At 68.2% G+C, this 17,907-nt stretch carries 20 protein-coding genes; 18 read left to right on the forward strand and 2 right to left on the reverse strand.

All coding sequences use genetic code 11. The features are described 5' to 3' along the window. Nucleotides 1-116 precede the first annotated feature (116 nt). The gene (gene fadD1 / locus AU194_RS14770; RefSeq protein WP_059090005.1) at nucleotides 117-1,700 is read left to right on the forward strand and encodes a fatty-acid--CoA ligase FadD1; all 1,584 of its coding nucleotides are present in this window, start codon (nucleotides 117-119) and stop codon (nucleotides 1,698-1,700) included. Here the strand turns inward: fadD1 and AU194_RS14775 are convergent. Beyond that, complete coding sequence (locus AU194_RS14775; protein ID WP_059090006.1) at nucleotides 1,681-2,115, reverse strand: MarR family winged helix-turn-helix transcriptional regulator; 435 nt, start codon at nucleotides 2,113-2,115, stop codon at nucleotides 1,681-1,683. The two genes, fadD1 and AU194_RS14775, sit on opposite strands and share 20 nt — an antisense overlap. 64 nt (nucleotides 2,116-2,179) lie before the next feature. Between AU194_RS14775 and AU194_RS14780 the strand changes: the two genes are divergently transcribed. From AU194_RS14780 to AU194_RS14855, 16 genes are all read left to right on the forward strand, one after another. Beyond that, nucleotides 2,180-2,770, forward strand: coding sequence for a maleylpyruvate isomerase family mycothiol-dependent enzyme (locus AU194_RS14780; protein WP_059090007.1), 591 nt, complete (start codon nucleotides 2,180-2,182; stop codon nucleotides 2,768-2,770). Between the two features lie 118 nt (nucleotides 2,771-2,888). Next, complete coding sequence (gene rpmE / locus AU194_RS14785; protein WP_059090008.1) at nucleotides 2,889-3,101, forward strand: 50S ribosomal protein L31; 213 nt, start codon at nucleotides 2,889-2,891, stop codon at nucleotides 3,099-3,101. Between the two features lie 88 nt (nucleotides 3,102-3,189). After that, complete coding sequence (prfA, locus tag AU194_RS14790) at nucleotides 3,190-4,263, forward strand: peptide chain release factor 1 (RefSeq protein ID WP_059090009.1); 1,074 nt, start codon at nucleotides 3,190-3,192, stop codon at nucleotides 4,261-4,263. Next, complete coding sequence (prmC, locus tag AU194_RS14795) at nucleotides 4,260-5,171, forward strand: peptide chain release factor N(5)-glutamine methyltransferase (protein WP_059090010.1); 912 nt, start codon at nucleotides 4,260-4,262, stop codon at nucleotides 5,169-5,171. Before prfA ends, prmC begins: the two co-directional genes overlap by 4 nt. Next, nucleotides 5,168-5,824 carry an L-threonylcarbamoyladenylate synthase gene (locus AU194_RS14800; protein WP_011561265.1) on the forward strand — a complete coding sequence of 219 codons (657 nt, stop codon included), beginning with the start codon at nucleotides 5,168-5,170 and terminating at the stop codon, nucleotides 5,822-5,824. Before prmC ends, AU194_RS14800 begins: the two co-directional genes overlap by 4 nt. Before the next feature lie 31 nt (nucleotides 5,825-5,855). Beyond that, complete coding sequence (locus AU194_RS14805; protein WP_049771623.1) at nucleotides 5,856-7,034, forward strand: glycosyltransferase family 4 protein; 1,179 nt, start codon at nucleotides 5,856-5,858, stop codon at nucleotides 7,032-7,034. A 246-nt stretch (nucleotides 7,035-7,280) separates the two neighbouring features. Beyond that, entirely contained in the window at nucleotides 7,281-7,727 is a 447-nt protein-coding gene (locus AU194_RS14810; RefSeq protein WP_059090011.1) for an ATP synthase subunit I, read from the forward strand. Further along, nucleotides 7,724-8,482: a F0F1 ATP synthase subunit A gene (atpB, locus tag AU194_RS14815; protein ID WP_059090012.1), complete on the forward strand. Its 759-nt coding sequence runs from the start codon at nucleotides 7,724-7,726 to the stop codon at nucleotides 8,480-8,482. Before AU194_RS14810 ends, atpB begins: the two co-directional genes overlap by 4 nt. 74 nt (nucleotides 8,483-8,556) lie before the next feature. Further along, a complete protein-coding gene (locus AU194_RS14820; RefSeq protein ID WP_011561261.1) occupies nucleotides 8,557-8,802 on the forward strand; it encodes a F0F1 ATP synthase subunit C in 246 nt (81 codons plus the stop codon). Between the two features lie 21 nt (nucleotides 8,803-8,823). Further along, nucleotides 8,824-9,336, forward strand: coding sequence for a F0F1 ATP synthase subunit B (locus AU194_RS14825; protein ID WP_059090013.1), 513 nt, complete (start codon nucleotides 8,824-8,826; stop codon nucleotides 9,334-9,336). A gap of 3 nt (nucleotides 9,337-9,339) precedes the next feature. Then, nucleotides 9,340-10,671 carry a F0F1 ATP synthase subunit B/delta gene (locus tag AU194_RS14830; RefSeq protein ID WP_059090014.1) on the forward strand — a complete coding sequence of 444 codons (1,332 nt, stop codon included), beginning with the start codon at nucleotides 9,340-9,342 and terminating at the stop codon, nucleotides 10,669-10,671. Between the two features lie 43 nt (nucleotides 10,672-10,714). Continuing rightward, nucleotides 10,715-12,361 (forward strand): F0F1 ATP synthase subunit alpha, encoded by a 1,647-nt coding sequence (atpA, locus tag AU194_RS14835; RefSeq protein WP_059090015.1) that lies wholly within the window; start codon nucleotides 10,715-10,717, stop codon nucleotides 12,359-12,361. 14 nt (nucleotides 12,362-12,375) lie between these two features. Continuing rightward, nucleotides 12,376-13,305 carry a F0F1 ATP synthase subunit gamma gene (locus AU194_RS14840; protein ID WP_059090016.1) on the forward strand — a complete coding sequence of 310 codons (930 nt, stop codon included), beginning with the start codon at nucleotides 12,376-12,378 and terminating at the stop codon, nucleotides 13,303-13,305. Between the two features lie 21 nt (nucleotides 13,306-13,326). Further along, nucleotides 13,327-14,847: a F0F1 ATP synthase subunit beta gene (gene atpD / locus AU194_RS14845; protein WP_059090017.1), complete on the forward strand. Its 1,521-nt coding sequence runs from the start codon at nucleotides 13,327-13,329 to the stop codon at nucleotides 14,845-14,847. A gap of 2 nt (nucleotides 14,848-14,849) precedes the next feature. Continuing rightward, nucleotides 14,850-15,215, forward strand: a complete 366-nt coding sequence (locus tag AU194_RS14850) for a F0F1 ATP synthase subunit epsilon (protein ID WP_059090018.1) — start codon at nucleotides 14,850-14,852, stop codon at nucleotides 15,213-15,215. A gap of 11 nt (nucleotides 15,216-15,226) precedes the next feature. Further along, the gene (locus AU194_RS14855) at nucleotides 15,227-15,673 is read left to right on the forward strand and encodes a DUF2550 domain-containing protein (RefSeq protein ID WP_059090019.1); all 447 of its coding nucleotides are present in this window, start codon (nucleotides 15,227-15,229) and stop codon (nucleotides 15,671-15,673) included. On the opposite strand, the gene AU194_RS14860 is transcribed toward AU194_RS14855, so the two are convergent. Further along, entirely contained in the window at nucleotides 15,667-16,239 is a 573-nt protein-coding gene (locus AU194_RS14860) for a cob(I)yrinic acid a,c-diamide adenosyltransferase (RefSeq protein ID WP_059090020.1), read from the reverse strand. The genes AU194_RS14855 and AU194_RS14860 overlap by 7 nt on opposite strands. An 82-nt stretch (nucleotides 16,240-16,321) precedes the next feature. Here AU194_RS14860 and murA point away from each other — a divergent pair, with 82 nt between their 5' ends. Continuing rightward, nucleotides 16,322-17,575 carry a UDP-N-acetylglucosamine 1-carboxyvinyltransferase gene (gene murA, locus AU194_RS14865; RefSeq protein ID WP_059090021.1) on the forward strand — a complete coding sequence of 418 codons (1,254 nt, stop codon included), beginning with the start codon at nucleotides 16,322-16,324 and terminating at the stop codon, nucleotides 17,573-17,575. Nucleotides 17,576-17,907: the final 332 nt, after the last annotated feature.

Consider the following 17,907-nt stretch of genomic DNA (forward strand, 5'->3'; position numbering starts at 1 on the left):
CGCCGCGCAGGCAACCGCGACGTGTGCATTCTGCTACAGGCGTTGCGCCACGGTGGGCAGGCCGAACATGGTAGACACATTTGCGAATCTGTTCACTCGAGGGATGAGGTGGGCCCGTGCCGGACACGCTGCAGGGACTGTTGCGCGAACGCGCCGATTCCGACGGCGTGGCGATCCGCTACGGCGACCGCAGCTGGACCTGGCGTGAGCACATCGAGGACGCCTCCCGCCAGGCCGCCGCCGTCATCGCGGCCGCGGACCCCGGCCGGCCCCTGCACGTCGGCGTGCTGCTCGGCAACACCCCAGACATGCTCACCGCGCTGGCGGCCGCCGCGCTCGGTGGGTACGTACTGTGCGGCGTCAACACCACCCGGCGCGGCGAGGCCCTGGCCCGCGACATCGCCCGGGTGGACTGCCAAATCCTGCTGGTCAACCCCGAACACCGCGGACTCATCGACGGCCTCGACCTGCCCGGGGTCGCCGTGTTCGACACCGCGGCCGACGACTGGGCGCGGCGACTGGCCGATGCGCCCCCGCTCGTCCCGCACCGCGAGGTCGTCGCCGACGACACGTTCATGATGATCTTCACCTCGGGCACCAGCGGGGAGCCCAAGGCCGTCCAGGTACCGCACGCGATGGTGCTGTTCGCGGGCAGCGCGCTGGTCGAGCGATACGGGCTGACCGAGGCCGACGTCTGCTACCTGGCCATGCCGCTGTTCCACTCCAACGCCGTGTACGCGGGGTGGAGCGTCGCGATCGGGGCGGGCGCGACGATGGCGCCCGCGGCCTTCTCGGCCTCACGGTTCCTCGACGACATCCGCCGCTACGGCGCCACCTACATGAACTACGTCGGCAAACCGCTGGCCTACATCCTGGCCACGACCGAGAAGCCCGACGACCACGACAACCCGTTGCGCATCGCGTTCGGCAACGAAGCCGCCGACCGGGACATCGAGGCGTTCGGCCGCCGGTTCGGCTGCACGGTGTGGGACGGGTTCGGTTCCACCGAGACCGCGGTCATCATCACCCGGCCCGACGACTGCCCGCACGGTTCGATCGGCAAGGGTTTCCCCGGCGTGGCGATCCACGACCCCGACACACTCCAGGAGTGCGAGGTCGCCCGCTTCGACGCCAACGGTGCGCTGCTCAACGCCGACACCGCCGTCGGTGAACTGGTCAACACCACCGGCGGCGGCCTGTTCCGCGGCTACTACAACGACCCCGGCGCCACCGACGAGCGGATGCGCCACGGGATGTACTGGTCGGGTGATCTCGCCTACCGCGACGCCGACGGGTGGATCTACCTGGCCGGCCGCACGGGGGACTGGATGCGGGTGGACGGCGAGAACCTCACCGCGGCGCCCATCGAGCGGATCCTGCTGCGGCTGCCCGCGATCAACCGGGTGGCCGTCTACCCGGTGCCCGACGAACACGTCGGCGACCAGGTCATGGCCGCGGTCGTACTGCAGGACGACGCGAAACTGACCCCCGAGGAGTTCGAGGAGTTCCTGGCCGCCCAGCGCGACCTCTCGCCGAAGGGCCGGCCGCGCTACGTGTGGATCGCCGACGACCTGCCGAGCACCGCGACCAACAAGATCCTCAAGCGCGAACTGGTCGCCATGGGCACCGAACCGCGCGGCCGGCTGCTGTGGAGACGCGACAGGGCGTCGTACCGGGTGCTCAGCGGTACGGGTCGGTGATCTCGCGCAGCGACACCATCGCTTCGCGCAACCGGTCGAACTCCCGCGCGCCCAGGTGCGCGCGCCACTCCTGTTCGACCTTCTCGAGTTCGGCCGCCGCCGCGGCGCACAACCGTCGCCCGCGCTCGGTGAGCAGCACCAGCCGCGCCCGTGCGTCGGTGGGATCGGGCCGCCGGACGACGTAGCCCGCGCGCTCCAACTCGGTGACCAACGCGGCGGCGGTCTGCTTGGTGACCCGGGCCTCGTCGGCCAGGTCGGTGATCCGGATCCCGTCGGGGCGCAGCCGTTGTCCGATCCGGCTTTGCGCCGGCGTGACGTCGTCGAACCCGGCGGCGTGCAGGGCATCGTGCACCCGCGTCTCCGCGGCGCGGTGGGCGACGAACATCAGCATCACCACGCTCGGGGCTTCGGCCACACCGTTGACTTTAGTACGGAGTCCTGACTATTTTAGTCAGGGAACCTGACCAAAGGGGGGCATCGTGGACGACGCCGAGATCTGGACGCACATCGACGCTCAACGCGCCGCGCTCGCCGACTTCCTCGACACGCTGACCGCCGACCAGTGGGCCACACCGTCGCTGTGCGAGGGCTGGTCGGTCCGCGAGGTCGCCGCCCATCTCACCCATTCGACGGAGAGCCGGCCGCGCATGGCGCTGGAGACGGTGAAGTCGGGGTTCCGCTTCAACGCCATGGTGTCCCGGCTGGCGCGCGAGGACCCCCGTGGTCCGGACGAACTCGTCGCGGCGCTGCGCGCGATGGTGGGGAACCGGCGCAGGCCGCCCGGGACCGCGGTCGCCGACCCGCTGACCGACGTGCTCGTCCACACCCAGGACATCGCGATCCCGCTCGGCGTCGACCGGCAGATGCCAACCCCGCTCGCGGTGGTCGCCGCACGGCGGCTGTGGAGCATGGGTTTCCCGTACCACGCGCGCAAACGGTTCGCCGGAACGCGGCTTCAGGCGACCGACGCCGACGTCGCCGTGGGGGAGGGCCGCGTCATCGAGGCTCCGATCCGCGACATCGTGTTGGCGCTTTCGGGTCGGAATAGCGCGGTCGCGCCACGCGTTTAGGCTCTTGGCGGTCGGCCTGGCATAATTTCCGCTAGTCACACCCTCGGTTCCGGTTCACGCCCACCTCATCGCAGGTCATGAGCGGGCGACCCGGCGGCCACGATCGAAGAGGACACCAATGAAGACGGGTATTCACCCCGACTACGTCGAGACCACGGTCCAGTGCGGCTGTGGCAACTCGTTCACCACGCGCAGCACCAAGCAGAGCGGCAACATCGTCGTCGAGGTCTGCTCGCAGTGCCACCCGTTCTACACGGGTAAGCAGAAGATCCTCGACAGCGGCGGCCGCGTCGCGCGCTTCGAGAAGCGTTACGGCAAGCGCAACAAGTAGCTACCGATCCGACGCCCGTTCCTGCCGCCGCGCGCGCAGGCCGGGCGTCGGTTTGCGTTCGGGCACGTCTTCGGGGAAGGAGGTCGCGATGAGTGCTCCCACCGCCGCGATTGACGCGCTGCTCGCCGAGCACGCCGACCTGGAGCGTCAGCTCGCCGACCCCGCGCTGCACGCCGACGCGGGCAGAGCCCGCAAGGCCGGTCGCCGGTTCGCGCAGCTCGCACCGATCGTCACCACCTACCGCAAGCTGGAAGCGGCCCGCGGCGACCTCGAAGCCGCCCGCGAACTGGCCGCCGACGACGCGTCGTTCGCCGCGGAGGTCCCCGAACTAGAGGCCACGGTCGACGCGCTCGAGACCCAGCTGTCGGATCTGCTGGCGCCGCGCGACCCGCACGACGCCGACGACATCGTCCTCGAGGTGAAATCCGGCGAGGGCGGCGAGGAATCGGCGCTGTTCGCCGCGGACCTCGCCCGCATGTACATCCGCTACGCCGAGCGGCACGGCTGGACCGTCACGCTGCTCGACGAGACCACCTCCGACCTCGGCGGGTACAAGGACGCGACGCTGTCGATCCGCAGCAAGGGCGACACCGCCGACGGCGTGTGGTCGCGGCTGAAGTTCGAAGGCGGCGTGCACCGCGTGCAACGGGTGCCGGTCACCGAATCGCAGGGCCGCGTCCACACGTCGGCGGCCGGCGTGCTCGTCTACCCCGAACCCGAAGAGGTCGAACAGGTCCAGATCGACGAGTCCGACCTGCGCATCGACGTCTACCGGTCCTCGGGTAAGGGCGGTCAGGGCGTCAACACCACCGACTCGGCCGTGCGGATCACCCACCTGCCGACCGGCATCGTCGTCACCTGCCAGAACGAACGCTCTCAGCTGCAGAACAAGGCGCGTGCCATGCAGGTGCTCGCCGCCCGGTTGCAGTCGCTCGCCGAGGAGCAGGCCTCGGCCGATGCGTCGGCCGACCGCGCCAGCCAGATCCGCACCGTCGACCGCAGCGAGCGGATCCGTACGTACAACTTCCCGGAGAACCGGATCGCCGACCACCGCATCAACTTCAAGGCGCACAACCTCGACCAGGTGCTCGACGGCGATCTCGACCCGCTGTTCGACGCGCTGGCGGCCGCCGACAAACAGGCGCGACTGCAGAGCTCATGACCCGGGCGCCGGCGTCATCGCTGCGCCAGGTCATCGACGAGGCCGCGGCGGTGCTGGCCGCGGCCGGGGTCGCCTCGGCTCGGGTGGACGCGGAACTGCTGGCCGCGCACGCGGCGGGCACCGACCGCGGGCGACTGATGTTCGCCGACCTCCCGCCGGACTTCGGCATCCGCTTCGCCGACCTCGTGTCGGCCCGCGCGAAGCGCATCCCGCTGCAGCACCTCACCGGCACGGCGGCGTTCGGGCCGGTGCAGGTCAGCGTCGGTCCGGGGGTCTTCATCCCGCGCCCGGAGACCGAGGCGCTCTTCGAATGGGTTGTCCGCCAGGCACTTCCGGACGAGCCGCTGATCGTCGACCTGTGCACCGGCTCGGGAGCGCTGGCGTTGGCGATCGCGACCGCGTTGCCGAAGGCGCGGGTGATCGCCGTCGAGAACTCCGCCGACGCGCTCGGCTACGCCCGCCGCAACCTCGCAGGCAGCGACGTGGAACTGCTCGACGCCGACGTCACCGCGGCCGACCTGCGCCCGGACCTCGACGGTGCCGTCGACCTCGTCGTCGCCAACCCGCCCTACATCCCCGAGGGGGCCGCCCTCGACCCCGAGGTCGCCGAACACGATCCGCCCCAGGCGCTGTTCGGCGGACCCGACGGCATGGTGGTGATCGACGCGATCGTCGGCCTCGCGCAGCGCTGGCTGCGGTCCGGCGGCCGCGTCGCGGTCGAACACGACGACACCACCTCGGAACTCACGGCGGCGGCCTTCCGCCGCACCGGCACTGTTTTCGAGGACGCTGCTCTCGGGGACGCTGTTTTCGACGGCGTGACCACCCACACCGACCTGACCGGCCGCCCGCGCTTCGTCACCGCCCGGCGTCGACCGGCCACCACTGCCACCCCGGAGGCGCGATGACCCAACTGTTCGACTGCACCGACCCCGACAACCGGGCGACCGGTATCGCGGCCGCCGTCAGCGCGCTCAAAGACGGCGGGCTGGTGGTGTTGCCCACCGACACCGTCTACGGCATCGGCGCCGACGCGTTCAACAACGAGGCCGTCGCCGCACTGCTGGCCGCCAAGGGCCGCGGCCGGGACATGCCGGTGCCGGTGCTGGTCGGCTCGTGGCACACCATCGAGGGCCTCGTCTACACGGTGCCGCACACCGCGCGGGAACTGATCCGCGCGTTCTGGCCGGGCGCGCTGAGCCTGGTGGTGCGGCAGGCGCCCTCGCTGCCCTGGGATCTCGGCGATGCGCACGGCACGGTGATGCTGCGGATGCCGCTGCACCCGGTCGCAATCGAGCTGCTGCGCGAGGTCGGCCCGATGGCCGTGTCGAGCGCCAACATCTCCGGCCGGCCCGCCGCGGTGTCGGCGGCCGACGCGCGCGAGCAGCTCGGCGACCTGGTCGACGTCTATCTCGACGCCGGTCCGTCCGAACAGCAGGCGGCGTCGACGATCGTCGACCTCAGCGGCGCCCACCCACGCATCCTGCGCACCGGGCCCGTCACCGCCGAGGCCGTCGCCGAGGTCCTCGGGGTCAACACCGAAAGCCTGCTCACGCAGTGACCACAGCTGCGTGCAGTAACGTTTCGCGGTGATGGTCGAGTACCTTGCGCTCTCCGATCGCGGCGCGGGCGTGCCGCTGCGCGAGCTCGTCCTCGTCGGCCTGACGGCCGCGATCATCACCTACTTCGCCACCGGGTGGGTCCGTGTCCTCGCCACGCGGCTGGGTGCGGTGGCCTACCCGCGTGAGCGCGACGTGCATGTGGAGCCCACTCCGCGGATGGGCGGGCTGGCGATGTACGTCGGCGTCGCCGCGGCGGTACTGCTGGCCTCCCAACTGCCCGCGCTCACCCGCGGTTTCGTCTACTCCACCGGTATGCCCGCGGTCGTGGTCGCCGGCGGGCTCATCATGGCGATCGGGCTGATCGACGACCGGTGGGGACTCGACGCGCTCACCAAGTTCGCCGGCCAGCTCACCGCGGCCAGCGTGATGGTCACCATGGGGGTGGCGTGGAGCGTGCTGTACATCCCCATCGGCGGCGTCGGCACCATCGTGCTCGACCAGGTCGCCTCGATCCTGCTGACGCTGGCGCTCACGGTGGCGATCGTGAACGCGATGAACTTCGTCGACGGACTCGACGGACTCGCGGCCGGGCTGGGGTTGATCACGGCGCTGGCCATCTGCCTGTTCTCCGTCGGGCTGTTGCGTGATCACGGCGGCGATGTGCTGTTCTACCCGCCCGCGGTCATCTCGGTGGTGCTCGCCGGGGCCTGTCTTGGCTTTCTGCCGCACAACTTCCACAAGGCCAGGATCTTCATGGGGGACTCGGGGTCGATGCTGATCGGCCTCATGCTGGCCGCGGCCTCGACCACGGCGGCCGGGCCCATTTCCCAGACGGCGTACGGCGCCCGCGACGTGTTCGCGTTGCTGTCGCCCTTCCTGCTGGTCGTCGCCGTCATGTTCGTCCCGGCGCTGGACATGTTGCTGGCGATCATCCGGCGCACCCGCGCGGGCCTCAGCCCGTTCAGCCCCGACAAGATGCATCTGCACCACCGGTTGCTGGAGATCGGCCACTCCCACCGCCGCGTGGTGCTGCTGATCTACATGTGGGTCGGCATCGTCGCCCTCGGTGCGGCGAGCACCATATTCTTCGATCCCCGGCACACCGGAATGGTCATGCTCGGCGCGACCGCGGTGGCCGTCGTGGTGACCCTCGTTCCACTGGTCCGGCGCCGAGAAGTGGCAGCGGAGAGCGTGTACGACGAAAAGTAGTAGGCCCCGTTTAGGGCTGCCTACCATGTGGTAACGTGCTGCTAGAACCCAGCCAGGGCAAGTTTCACACCTCGCGGGTTGCCGGCCACCGGCCCGTCGGATTCGCACCGATTCGGGCCGTTTCAGACCGACAAAAAGGGAGTACCCCTTGGGTGATTCCAGCGAGCCCGTAGCCCTCCGATACGCTCGGCAGGTTACTCACAGGAATCGGACCGGGTTCTTCCACCAACGGAGTGAGGTGAAGCAGTGACGACGCCAGCGCAAGACGCGCCGTTGGTGTTGCCGGCAGTGGCCTTCCGGCCTGTCCGTCTCCTCGTCATCTGTGTCCTCCTCGCCGCCGCGGCGGCCGTGGCCGCCGCCCTGCTCGGCGTCCCCATGGTGGGTCTGTTCTTCGCGATCGGCCTGGCGCTCGGGCTCACCAACGCCGTGATGATCCAGCGCTCGGTGCAGTCGATCACCGCCAAGGACCACCCCCTCAAACGCAACATGGCCATGAACTCGGCCACCCGCCTGCTGATCATGACCGTGATCGGGCTGACCATCGCCTACGTCTTCAAGCCCCAGGGCCTCGGCGTGGTGTTCGGGATGGCCCTGTTCCAGGTGATCCTGGTGGCGTCGACGACGCTGCCGGTGGTCAAGAAGCTCAAAGCCCAAGCCGCTGACGGACTCGAAGGAGAGACTCCACAGCAATGACGCAGACGTTCCTCGCCGCCGAGAGCGGTATTCAGGTCGGTCACCACACGGAGGCCAACTGGTTCGGGCTGACGGTCAACACCGACACGATCCTGTCCACCGCGATCGCCGCGGCGATCGTGCTCGGGCTGGCGTTCTTCCTGCGCGCGAAGGTCACCTCCACCGGGGTGCCCAATGGCGTGCAGTTGTTCTGGGAGACGCTGACGGTCCAGATGCGCAACCAGATCGAGGCCGCCATCGGGATGCGGGTCGCCGGCTTCGTCCTGCCGCTGGCCGTCACGCTCTTCGCGTTCATCCTGATCGCCAACTGGCTGTCGGTGTTCCCGTGGCAGTACAAGGACGAGACCGGCGCGATCCACGAGGTGCTCAAGCCCGCGGCGTCCGACATCAACTTCGTGCTCGCGCTGGCGCTGTTCGTGTTCATCGCCTACCACGCCGCCGGGTTCTGGCGCCGCGGTCTGCTGGGCCACCCGAAGAAACTCCTCAAGGGCCACGTCGCGGTGCTCGCGCCGATCAACCTGGTCGAGGAACTCGCCAAGCCGATCTCGCTGTCGCTGCGACTCTTCGGCAACATCTTCGCCGGCGGCATCCTGGTCGCCCTGATCGCGCTGTTCCCGCCGTGGATCATGTGGGCGCCCAACGCGATCTGGAAGAGCTTCGACCTGTTCGTCGGTGCGATCCAGGCGTTCATCTTCGCCCTGCTGACCATCCTGTACTTCAGCCAGTCGATGGAGCTCGACGAGCACCACGACTGACCTGCACGACTGCTCGAAATCAACGCTCGACCCACGTCCTGGTAGGCGACTACCAGTTATCAAGGAGGATAAGTATGGATCCCACAATCGCTGCCGGCGCGCTCATCGGTGGTGGACTGATCATGGCCGGTGGCGCCATCGGCGCCGGTATCGGTGACGGTATCGCCGGTAACGCGCTGATCGCCGGCATCGCCCGCCAGCCCGAGGCCCAGGGTCGCCTGTTCACCCCGTTCTTCATCACGGTCGGTCTGGTCGAGGCGGCGTACTTCATCAACCTGGCCTTCATGGCGCTGTTCGTCTTCGCCACCCCGGTCGCTTAGTCGGTATTGGAATCTTCAGTCATGGGTGACCTGAGCACGACCATCTTGGCCGCGGAGGAAGGTGGGGGAGGAAGCAACTTCCTCATCCCCAACGGCACCTTCTTCTTCGTGCTGCTCATCTTCCTGATCGTGTTGGGTGTCATCGCCAAATGGGTGGTGCCGCCGATCAGCAAGGTGCTGCATGAGCGCGAAGCGATGGTCACCAAGACGGTTGAGGACAACCGCAAGTCGGCGGAGTTGTTCGCCGCCGCGCAGGCGGACTCCAACAAGGTGATGGGCAAGGCACGCCGTGACGCCTCGTCCATCCGGGACGAGGCCCGCGGCGAGGGACGCAAGATCCTCGAGGACATGCGGTCCCGCGCCAGCGAGGAGTCGGCGGCCACGCTGCAGAAGACCAACGAAGAGCTGTCCCGGCAGGGTCAGCAGACGGCGGCCGAACTGCAGTCGTCGATCGAGACGCTGTCGGCCACGCTGGCCAGCCGCGTCCTCGGCGTCGATGTCACCAGCGCGGCCGCGACGAGCCAGGGACGGTAGCGGATGTCGACATTCATCGGTCAGCTCATCGGGTTCGCGGTCATCGTGTTCCTGCTCGTGCGTTTCGTCGTGCCGCCCGTGCGCCGCATGATGACCGCGCAGCAGGAGACGGTGCGGCGTCAGCTCGAGGAGAGCGCGACGGCGGCGAACAAGGTCGCCCAGGCGGATCAGCAGCACGCGAAGGCGGTCAAGGACGCCGAGGCGGACGCCAAGCGCGTGGTCGAAGAGGCCCGCGCCGACGCCGAGAAGATCGCCGAGCAGATGCGGGCCCAGGCCGACGCCGAGGTCGAGCGCATCAAGGTGCAGGGTGAGGCCCAGGTGCAGCTGCTGCGCCAGCAGCTGATCCGCGAATTGCGTGCCCACCTCGGTACCGAATCGGTCGCCCGGGCACGCGAACTCGTGCGCGAACACGTCTCCGACGACGACAACCGCGCGGCGACGGTGGACAGGTTCCTCGACGAACTCGACGCGATGGCGCCGTCCGAGACCGCGCACGACGCCGCCGCGAACACGAAACTGCGCTCCACGAGCCGGGATTCGCTCAATGCGCTGGTGTCGCGGTTCGACGAGCTCACCGGGGGAGTGGACGCCGACGGTCTGACCGGCCTCGGTGGCGACCTGGCCGCGGTGGCGAAGCTGCTCACGGCCGAGCCCGTGCTGACCAAGCACTTCGCCGAACCCACCGAGAGCGGTGCGCCCAAGGCGAACCTGGCCGAGGCGGTGCTGTCCGGCAAGGTCTCCGACACCGCGCTGGAGATCGTGAAAACCGCAGTGGCGCAACGGTGGTCGGACGAGTCCGATCTCCAGTTCGCCGTGCGGTACGTGGCGCGCCTCGCGCTGCTGGTGCGGGCAGAGCGCAACGACGAGACCAACGAGGTCGAAGACCAGCTGTTCCGGTTCAGCCGGATCCTGGACTCCGAGTCGCGGCTCAGTGCGCTGCTCAGCGACTACACCACCCCGATCGACGGCAGGCTCGGGCTGCTCGACCGGCTCCTCGAGAACCAGGCGAGTGCGACCACCAGGGCGCTGCTGGCCCAGACCGTGGAACTGCTGCACGGCGAACGCGCCGACGAAGCGGTCCGCGACCTGGCCGAGCTCGCGGTCGCGCGACGCGGCGAGGTCGTCGCCCACGTCACCGCCGCCGCCGAGCTCGGCGACGCCCAGCGCACGCGGCTGTCCGAGGTGCTCGGCCGCATCTACGGTCGCCCCGCCTCGGTGCAGCTGCACGTCGATCCCGACATGCTCGGCGGTCTCACCATCGCCGTGGGCGACGAGGTGATCGACGGGTCACTGGCGTCGCGACTGGCCTCGGCGCAGACCCAGCTGCCCGACTAACTGAAGAACCCCACCAGACTCAAGACAAAGGCAGGAACAACCCATGGCAGAGTTGACTATCTCGGCTGCTGACATCCAAGGGGCGATCGAGGACTATGTCGCCAACTTCGCCACCGACACCGAGCGCGAAGAGATCGGCACCGTCATCGACGCGGGCGACGGTATCGCGCACATCGAGGGCCTGCCCTCGGTGATGACGCAGGAACTCCTCGAGTTCCCCGGCGGTGTCCTGGGTGTCGCGATGAACCTGGACGAGCACAGCATCGGCGCGGTCGTGCTGGGCGACTTCGAGAAGATCGAAGAGGGCCAGCAGGTCAAGCGGACCGGCGACGTGCTGTCGGTGCCCGTCGGCGACGGCTTCCTGGGCCGCGTGGTCAACCCGCTCGGTCAGCCGATCGACGGCCGCGGCGACATCGAGACCACCGAACGCCGCGCCCTGGAACTGCAGGCGCCCTCGGTGGTGCAGCGGCAGAGCGTGAGCGAGCCGCTGCAGACCGGCATCAAGGCCATCGACTCCCAGACCCCGATCGGCCGCGGTCAGCGCCAGCTGATCATCGGCGACCGCAAGACGGGTAAGACCGCCGTCGCCGTCGACACCATCCTCAACCAGCGTGAGGCGTGGGAGACCGGCGATCCCAAGCAGCAGGTCCGCTGCGTGTACGTCGCGATCGGCCAGAAGGGCACCACGATCGCCAGCGTGCGCCGCACCCTCGAGGAGGGTGGCGCGATGGACTACACCACCATCGTTGCGGCCCCCGCGTCGGACTCCGCCGGCTTCAAATGGCTTGCGCCCTACACCGGTTCGGCGATCGCCCAGCACTGGATGTACGACGGCAAGCACGTCCTGATCGTGTTCGACGATCTGACCAAGCAGGCCGAGGCCTACCGCGCCATCTCGCTGCTGCTGCGCCGCCCGCCGGGTCGCGAGGCCTACCCGGGTGACGTCTTCTACCTGCACTCGCGTCTGCTGGAGCGTTGCGCGAAGCTGTCCGACGAGCTCGGTGGCGGTTCGTTGACCGGTCTGCCGATCATCGAGACCAAGGCCAACGACATCTCGGCCTACATCCCGACCAACGTCATCTCGATCACCGACGGTCAGTGCTTCCTCGAGACCGACCTGTTCAACCAGGGTGTGCGCCCGGCCATCAACGTCGGTGTGTCGGTGTCCCGCGTCGGTGGCGCCGCGCAGATCAAGGCGATGAAAGAGGTCGCGGGCTCGCTGCGCCTCGACCTGTCGCAGTACCGCGAGCTGGAGTCCTTCGCGGCCTTCGCCTCCGATCTCGACGAGGCGTCGAAGAAGCAGCTGGATCGTGGCGCCCGCCTCGTTGAGCTGCTCAAGCAGCCGCAGAACAGCCCGATGCCGGTCGAGGACCAGGTCGTGGCGATCTTCCTCGGCACCCGTGGTCACCTCGACTCGGTGCCGGTCGAGGACGTGCAGCGCTTCGAGCAGGAACTGCTCGAGCACGTGCGGTCCTCGAAGGACGAGATCCTCAAGGAGATCCGCGAGAGCAAGAAGCTCTCCGAGGAGCTCGAGAACAAGCTGGCCGACGTGGTCAACGAGTTCAAGAAGGGCTTCTCGAGCTCGACCGGTGAGTCGGTCGTGCCGGACGAGAACGTCGACGCGCTCGACGAAGAGGATCTCGAGAAGGAATCGGTCAAGGTCCGCAAGCCCGCCCCGAAGAAGAAGTAAGGCACTAGGAATCCATGGCTGCCACACTGCGCGAACTGCGCGGCCGCATCCGCTCCGCCGGGTCGATCAAGAAGATCACCAAGGCCCAGGAGCTGATCGCTACGTCGCGCATCGCCAAGGCCCAGGCCCGCGTCGAGGCGGCCCGGCCGTACGACCGCGAGATCACCAACATGCTGACCGAGCTCGCGAGCGCCAGCGCACTGGACCACCCGCTGCTCGTCGAGCGCGAGCGGCCCCGGCGCGCGGGTGTGCTGGTGGTGTCGTCGGATCGCGGTCTGGCGGGTGCGTACAACGCCAACGTATTCCGTCGTTCCGAGGAGCTCTTCTCGCTGCTGCGCGAGGAGGGCAAGGAGCCGGTGCTGTACACGGTCGGGCGTAAAGCGCTCGGCTACTACAGCTTCCGCAACTGGGACGTCGTCGAATCGTGGTCCGGCTTCTCCGAGCGGCCCGATTACGAGAACGCCCAGGAGATCGCCGAGACGCTGGTCTCGGCGTTCATGGCGGGGGTGGACGACGAGGGCGATGACGCCGGCGCCGACGGCATTCTCGGTCTCGACGAACTGCACATCGTGTTCACCGAGTTCCGCTCGATGCTCTCGCAGTCGGCGGTCGCACGGCGGATCGCGCCGATGGTCGTGGAGTACAGCGAAGAGGACGACAACACGCCGCACACGCTGTTCTCGTTCGAGCCGAGTGCCGAGACGCTGTTCGACGCACTCCTCCCGCGGTACGTCTCGACCCGCATCTTCGCCGCGCTGCTCGAGGCGGCGGCATCGGAGTCGGCTTCGCGCCGGCGCGCCATGAAGTCGGCGTCGGACAACGCCGACGACTTGATCACGGACCTGACGCTGATGGCCAACCGCGAACGGCAGTCCCAGATCACGCAGGAAATCAGCGAAATCGTCGGTGGCGCGAACGCGCTCGCGGACGCCGCCAAGAAGTAGCCCCAGAAAGCGAAGAAAGACATGACTGCTACTGCCGAAAAAGCAACCAGCACCGACACGGGGCGCGTCGTCCGGGTCACCGGCCCCGTCGTCGACGTCGAGTTCCCGCGCGGTTCCGTCCCGGAGCTGTTCAACGCGCTGCACGCGGAGATCAGCTACAAGGACCTCTCCAAGACCCTGACGCTCGAGGTCGCCCAGCACCTCGGTGACAACCTGGTGCGCTGCATCTCGCTGCAGCCGACCGACGGTCTGGTCCGCGGCGTCGACGTCAAGGACACCGGCGCCTCGATCTCCGTGCCTGTCGGCGAAGGCGTCAAGGGCCACGTGTTCAACGCCCTCGGCGACTGCCTCGACGATCCCGGCTACGGCAAGGACTTCGAGAAGTGGTCCATCCACCGCAAGCCGCCGGCCTTCGACGAGCTCGAGCCCCGCACCGAGATGCTCGAGACCGGTCTGAAGGTCGTCGACCTGCTCACCCCGTACGTCCGCGGCGGCAAGATCGCCCTGTTCGGCGGCGCGGGCGTGGGCAAGACGGTGCTCATCCAGGAGATGATCAACCGTATCGCCCGCAACTTCGGTGGCACCTCGGTGTTCGCCGGTGTGGGTGAGCGCACCCGTGAGGGCAACGACCTGTGGGTCGAGCTCGGCGACGCGAACGTGCTCAAGGACACCGCCCTGGTGTTCGGCCAGATGGACGAGCCGCCCGGCACGCGTATGCGCGTCGCCCTGTCGGCGCTGACCATGGCCGAGTACTTCCGCGACGAGAAGCAGCAGGACGTGCTGCTGTTCATCGACAACATCTTCCGGTTCACCCAGGCCGGTTCCGAGGTGTCCACGCTGCTCGGTCGTATGCCGTCCGCGGTGGGTTACCAGCCGACCCTGGCCGACGAGATGGGTGAGCTCCAGGAGCGCATCACCTCGACGCGTGGCCGTTCGATCACCTCGATGCAGGCCGTGTACGTGCCCGCCGACGACTACACCGACCCGGCCCCGGCCACCACGTTCGCGCACCTCGACGCGACCACGGAGCTCAGCCGTTCGGTGTTCTCGAAGGGCATCTTCCCGGCGGTGGATCCGCTGGCGTCGAGCTCGACCATTCTCGACCCGTCGGTCGTCGGTGACGAGCACTACCGCGTGGCGCAGGAAGTCATCCGAATCCTGCAGCGCTACAAGGACCTTCAGGACATCATCGCCATCCTCGGTATCGACGAACTCGCCGAGGAGGACAAGCAGCTGGTGCAACGCGCACGTCGTATCGAGCGCTTCCTGAGCCAGAACATGATGGCGGCCGAGCAGTTCACCGGCCAGCCGGGTTCGACGGTTCCGCTCAAGGAGACCATCGAGGCGTTCGACAAGCTGTCCAAGGGCGATTTCGACCACCTGCCCGAGCAGGCGTTCTTCCTCATCGGTGGCCTCGAGGATCTGCAGCGCAAGGCCGAGAGCCTCGGCGCCAAGATGGAGGACACCTCCGGCGACGGCGCCCCGGCCCAGAGCGATTCCAAGAGCGACTCCAAGGGTGACGACGCAGACAAGGACGCCTGACGATGGCCGACCTTGACGTAGACATCGTCGCCGTCGAGCGGGAGATCTGGTCGGGCAAGGCGACTTTCGTCTTCACCCGCACCACCGCCGGCGAGATCGGCGTCCTGCCGCGGCACATCCCGTTGGTGGCGCAGCTCGTCGACGACGCGATGGTCCGCGTGGAACGCGAGGGTGAGGACGATCTGCGCGTCGCGGTCGGCGGCGGGTTCATGTCCGTGACCGAGTCGGGCGTGATCATCCTCGCCGAGAGCGCCGAGCTCGAGTCGGAGATCAACGCCGACGAGGCTCGCCGCGATTCCGAATCCGACGACCCGGCGACGGCCGCGCGCGGGCGCGCGCGGCTCCGCGCGCTCGGCCAGCTCGACTGACGGCACACCGGATGAGCGCGTCCATGTGGGGCATGGCCGCGCTCATCGGTGTGCTGCTCGTCGTCGTCGCCGCGTTGTGTTACCGCCTGTGGAAGCTCCGTCAGGTCGGTGGCACCGCGGCGATTCTGCGTGATGTGCCCGCCGTCGGCGGTCACGGCTGGCGGCACGGGGTCATGCGCTACCGCGGTGGCGAGGCAGGTTTCTACCGGGTGTCGAGCCTGCGCTGGTGGCCCGACCGCCGGTTGAGCCGGCGGGGTCTGGAGATCGTGTCGCGGCGCAGTCCGCGTGGTGACGAATTCGACATCATGACCGACGAGATCGTCGTGCTCGAACTCCGTGACACCAGCCCCGAGCGCAGGCGCGGATACGAGATCGCGTTGGACCGCGGGGCTTTGACCGCATTCCTGTCCTGGCTCGAATCGCGGCCGTCACCGCGCGCCCGGCGACGCAGTTACTGATCCGCGCCGGGCTTCCAGAGCACGTCGCCGTCGGGATTCGCGACCCGCGACAGGATGAAGAGCAGATCCGACAGCCGATTGAGGTACTTCGCGGGGAGCACGCTGATCGCGTCCCCGTGTGCGGCCACCGCCTCCCACGCCGAGCGTTCGGCGCGCCGCGCCACCGTCCGGGCGACGTGCAGCAGCGCCGAAAGTGGTGTGCCGCCGGGCAATACGAACGAATTCAGCGCGGGCAACGGCTCGTTGAACTCGTCGCACCAGGATTCGAGCCGGTCGATGTAGGGCTGGGTGATCCGCAGTGGCGGGTACTGGGGGTTCTCGGCCACGGGCGTCGAGAGGTCGGCGCCCGCGTCGAACAGGTCGTTCTGGATCTGACGCAGGACGGTGGCGAGTCGCTCGGGGGGCGCGCCCAACGCGATCGCGACGCCGATCGCGGCGTTGGTCTCGTCACAGTCGGCGTAGGCGACCAACCGCGGGTCGTTCTTGCTCACCCGGCTGAAATCGCTCAGACCGGTCGTCCCGTCGTCACCGGTACGGGTGTAGATGCGGGTCAGGTGCACGGCCATGGTGAAACCGTACTAGGGCGCGCCGGTGTGGGGTCGCTCAGGAAACTGACACGGTTCGGAGCCGCTGTTTACACTGACCGGCGTGAGCGAGCGATTCGTGGTGACCGGCGGCAACCGGTTATCGGGCGAAGTCGCGGTCGGCGGGGCGAAGAACAGCGTGCTGAAGTTGATGGCCGCATCGCTGCTCGCCGAGGGCACGAGCACGATCACGAATTGCCCTGACATCCTCGACGTGCCGCTGATGGCTGAGGTGCTGCGCGGTCTCGGCGCGACGGTCGAACTCGACGGCGACGTCGTGCGGATCACCTCGCCCGACGAACCGAAGTACGACGCGGATTTCGCCGCGGTCCGGCAGTTCCGCGCGTCGGTCTGTGTGCTCGGCCCGCTCGTCGGGCGCTGTAAGCGCGCACGGGTGGCGTTGCCCGGCGGGGACGCGATCGGATCGCGGCCGTTGGACATGCACCAGGCGGGACTGCGCCAGCTGGGGGCGCGCTGCAACATCGAGCACGGGTGCGTGGTCGCCGAGGCCGACGAACTGCACGGCGCGGAGATCCAGCTGGAGTTCCCGTCAGTGGGGGCGACCGAGAACATCCTGATGGCGGCGGTGCTCGCCAAGGGGGTGACGACGATCCACAACGTCGCCCGCGAACCCGACGTCGTGGATCTGTGCGCGATGCTCAACCAGATGGGCGCCCAGATCACCGGAGCCGGTTCGTCGACATTGACGATCACCGGGGTGGACCGGCTGTATCCCACCGAGCACCGGGTGATCGGGGACCGGATCGTCGCCGCCACGTGGGGGATCGCCGCGGCGATGACCCGCGGCGACATCTCGGTGACCGGGGTGGACCCGCAACACCTGCAGCTGGTCCTGCACAAACTCCACGACGCGGGCGCCACCGTCACGCAGAGCGATGACGGTTTCCGGGTGGTGCAGTACGAGCGACCGAAGGCGGTGAACGTCGCGACGTTGCCGTTCCCCGGATTCCCGACCGATCTGCAGCCGATGGCGATCGGGCTCGCCGCGATCGCCGACGGGACGTCGATGATCACCGAGAACGTCTTCGAAGCACGGTTCCGGTTCGTCGAGGAGATGATCCGGCTCGGGGCGGACGCGCGGACCGATGGGCATCACGCGGTGGTGCGCGGTATCCCGCAGCTGTCGAGTGCGCCGGTGTGGTCATCGGATATCCGCGCCGGCGCCGGCCTGGTGCTCGCCGGACTCGTCGCCGACGGCGACACCGAAGTGCACGACGTGTTCCACATCGACCGGGGCTACCCGCTGTTCGTGGAGAACCTCAAGAGCCTGGGCGCGGAGATCGAGCGCGTGACGTAGGGCCCGGGCGCCGTCGCGGCCGGGGGGCTCAAATCCCTTGGAACACCGCGAATTAGGCCTCTGGCCAGGCGATTTTGGCTTCTGCGGAACCTGTGCGTATTCTAGTGACACACCGACCGAGTCGCCCCGGCCGAAAGGCCAGGAGAACGAGGTTGACCTCCCCGGTAAGATGCAGTACAGTATCGGGGTTGCCTGCAGAGCGGGTGTGTTGTTTGAGAACTCAATAGTGTGTTTGGTGGTTTTTGTTTGTTGTTTTTTTTGCCGCGCCTCTTTTTCCCGTTTAGGGGTGTGGTTTTTTTGATGCCAGTTTTTGGTGTCTTGTTTTGAGGTCA

Origin of the sequence: Mycobacterium sp. GA-2829, assembly GCF_001499965.1 — a bacterium.
GTDB lineage: Bacteria > Actinomycetota > Actinomycetes > Mycobacteriales > Mycobacteriaceae > Mycobacterium.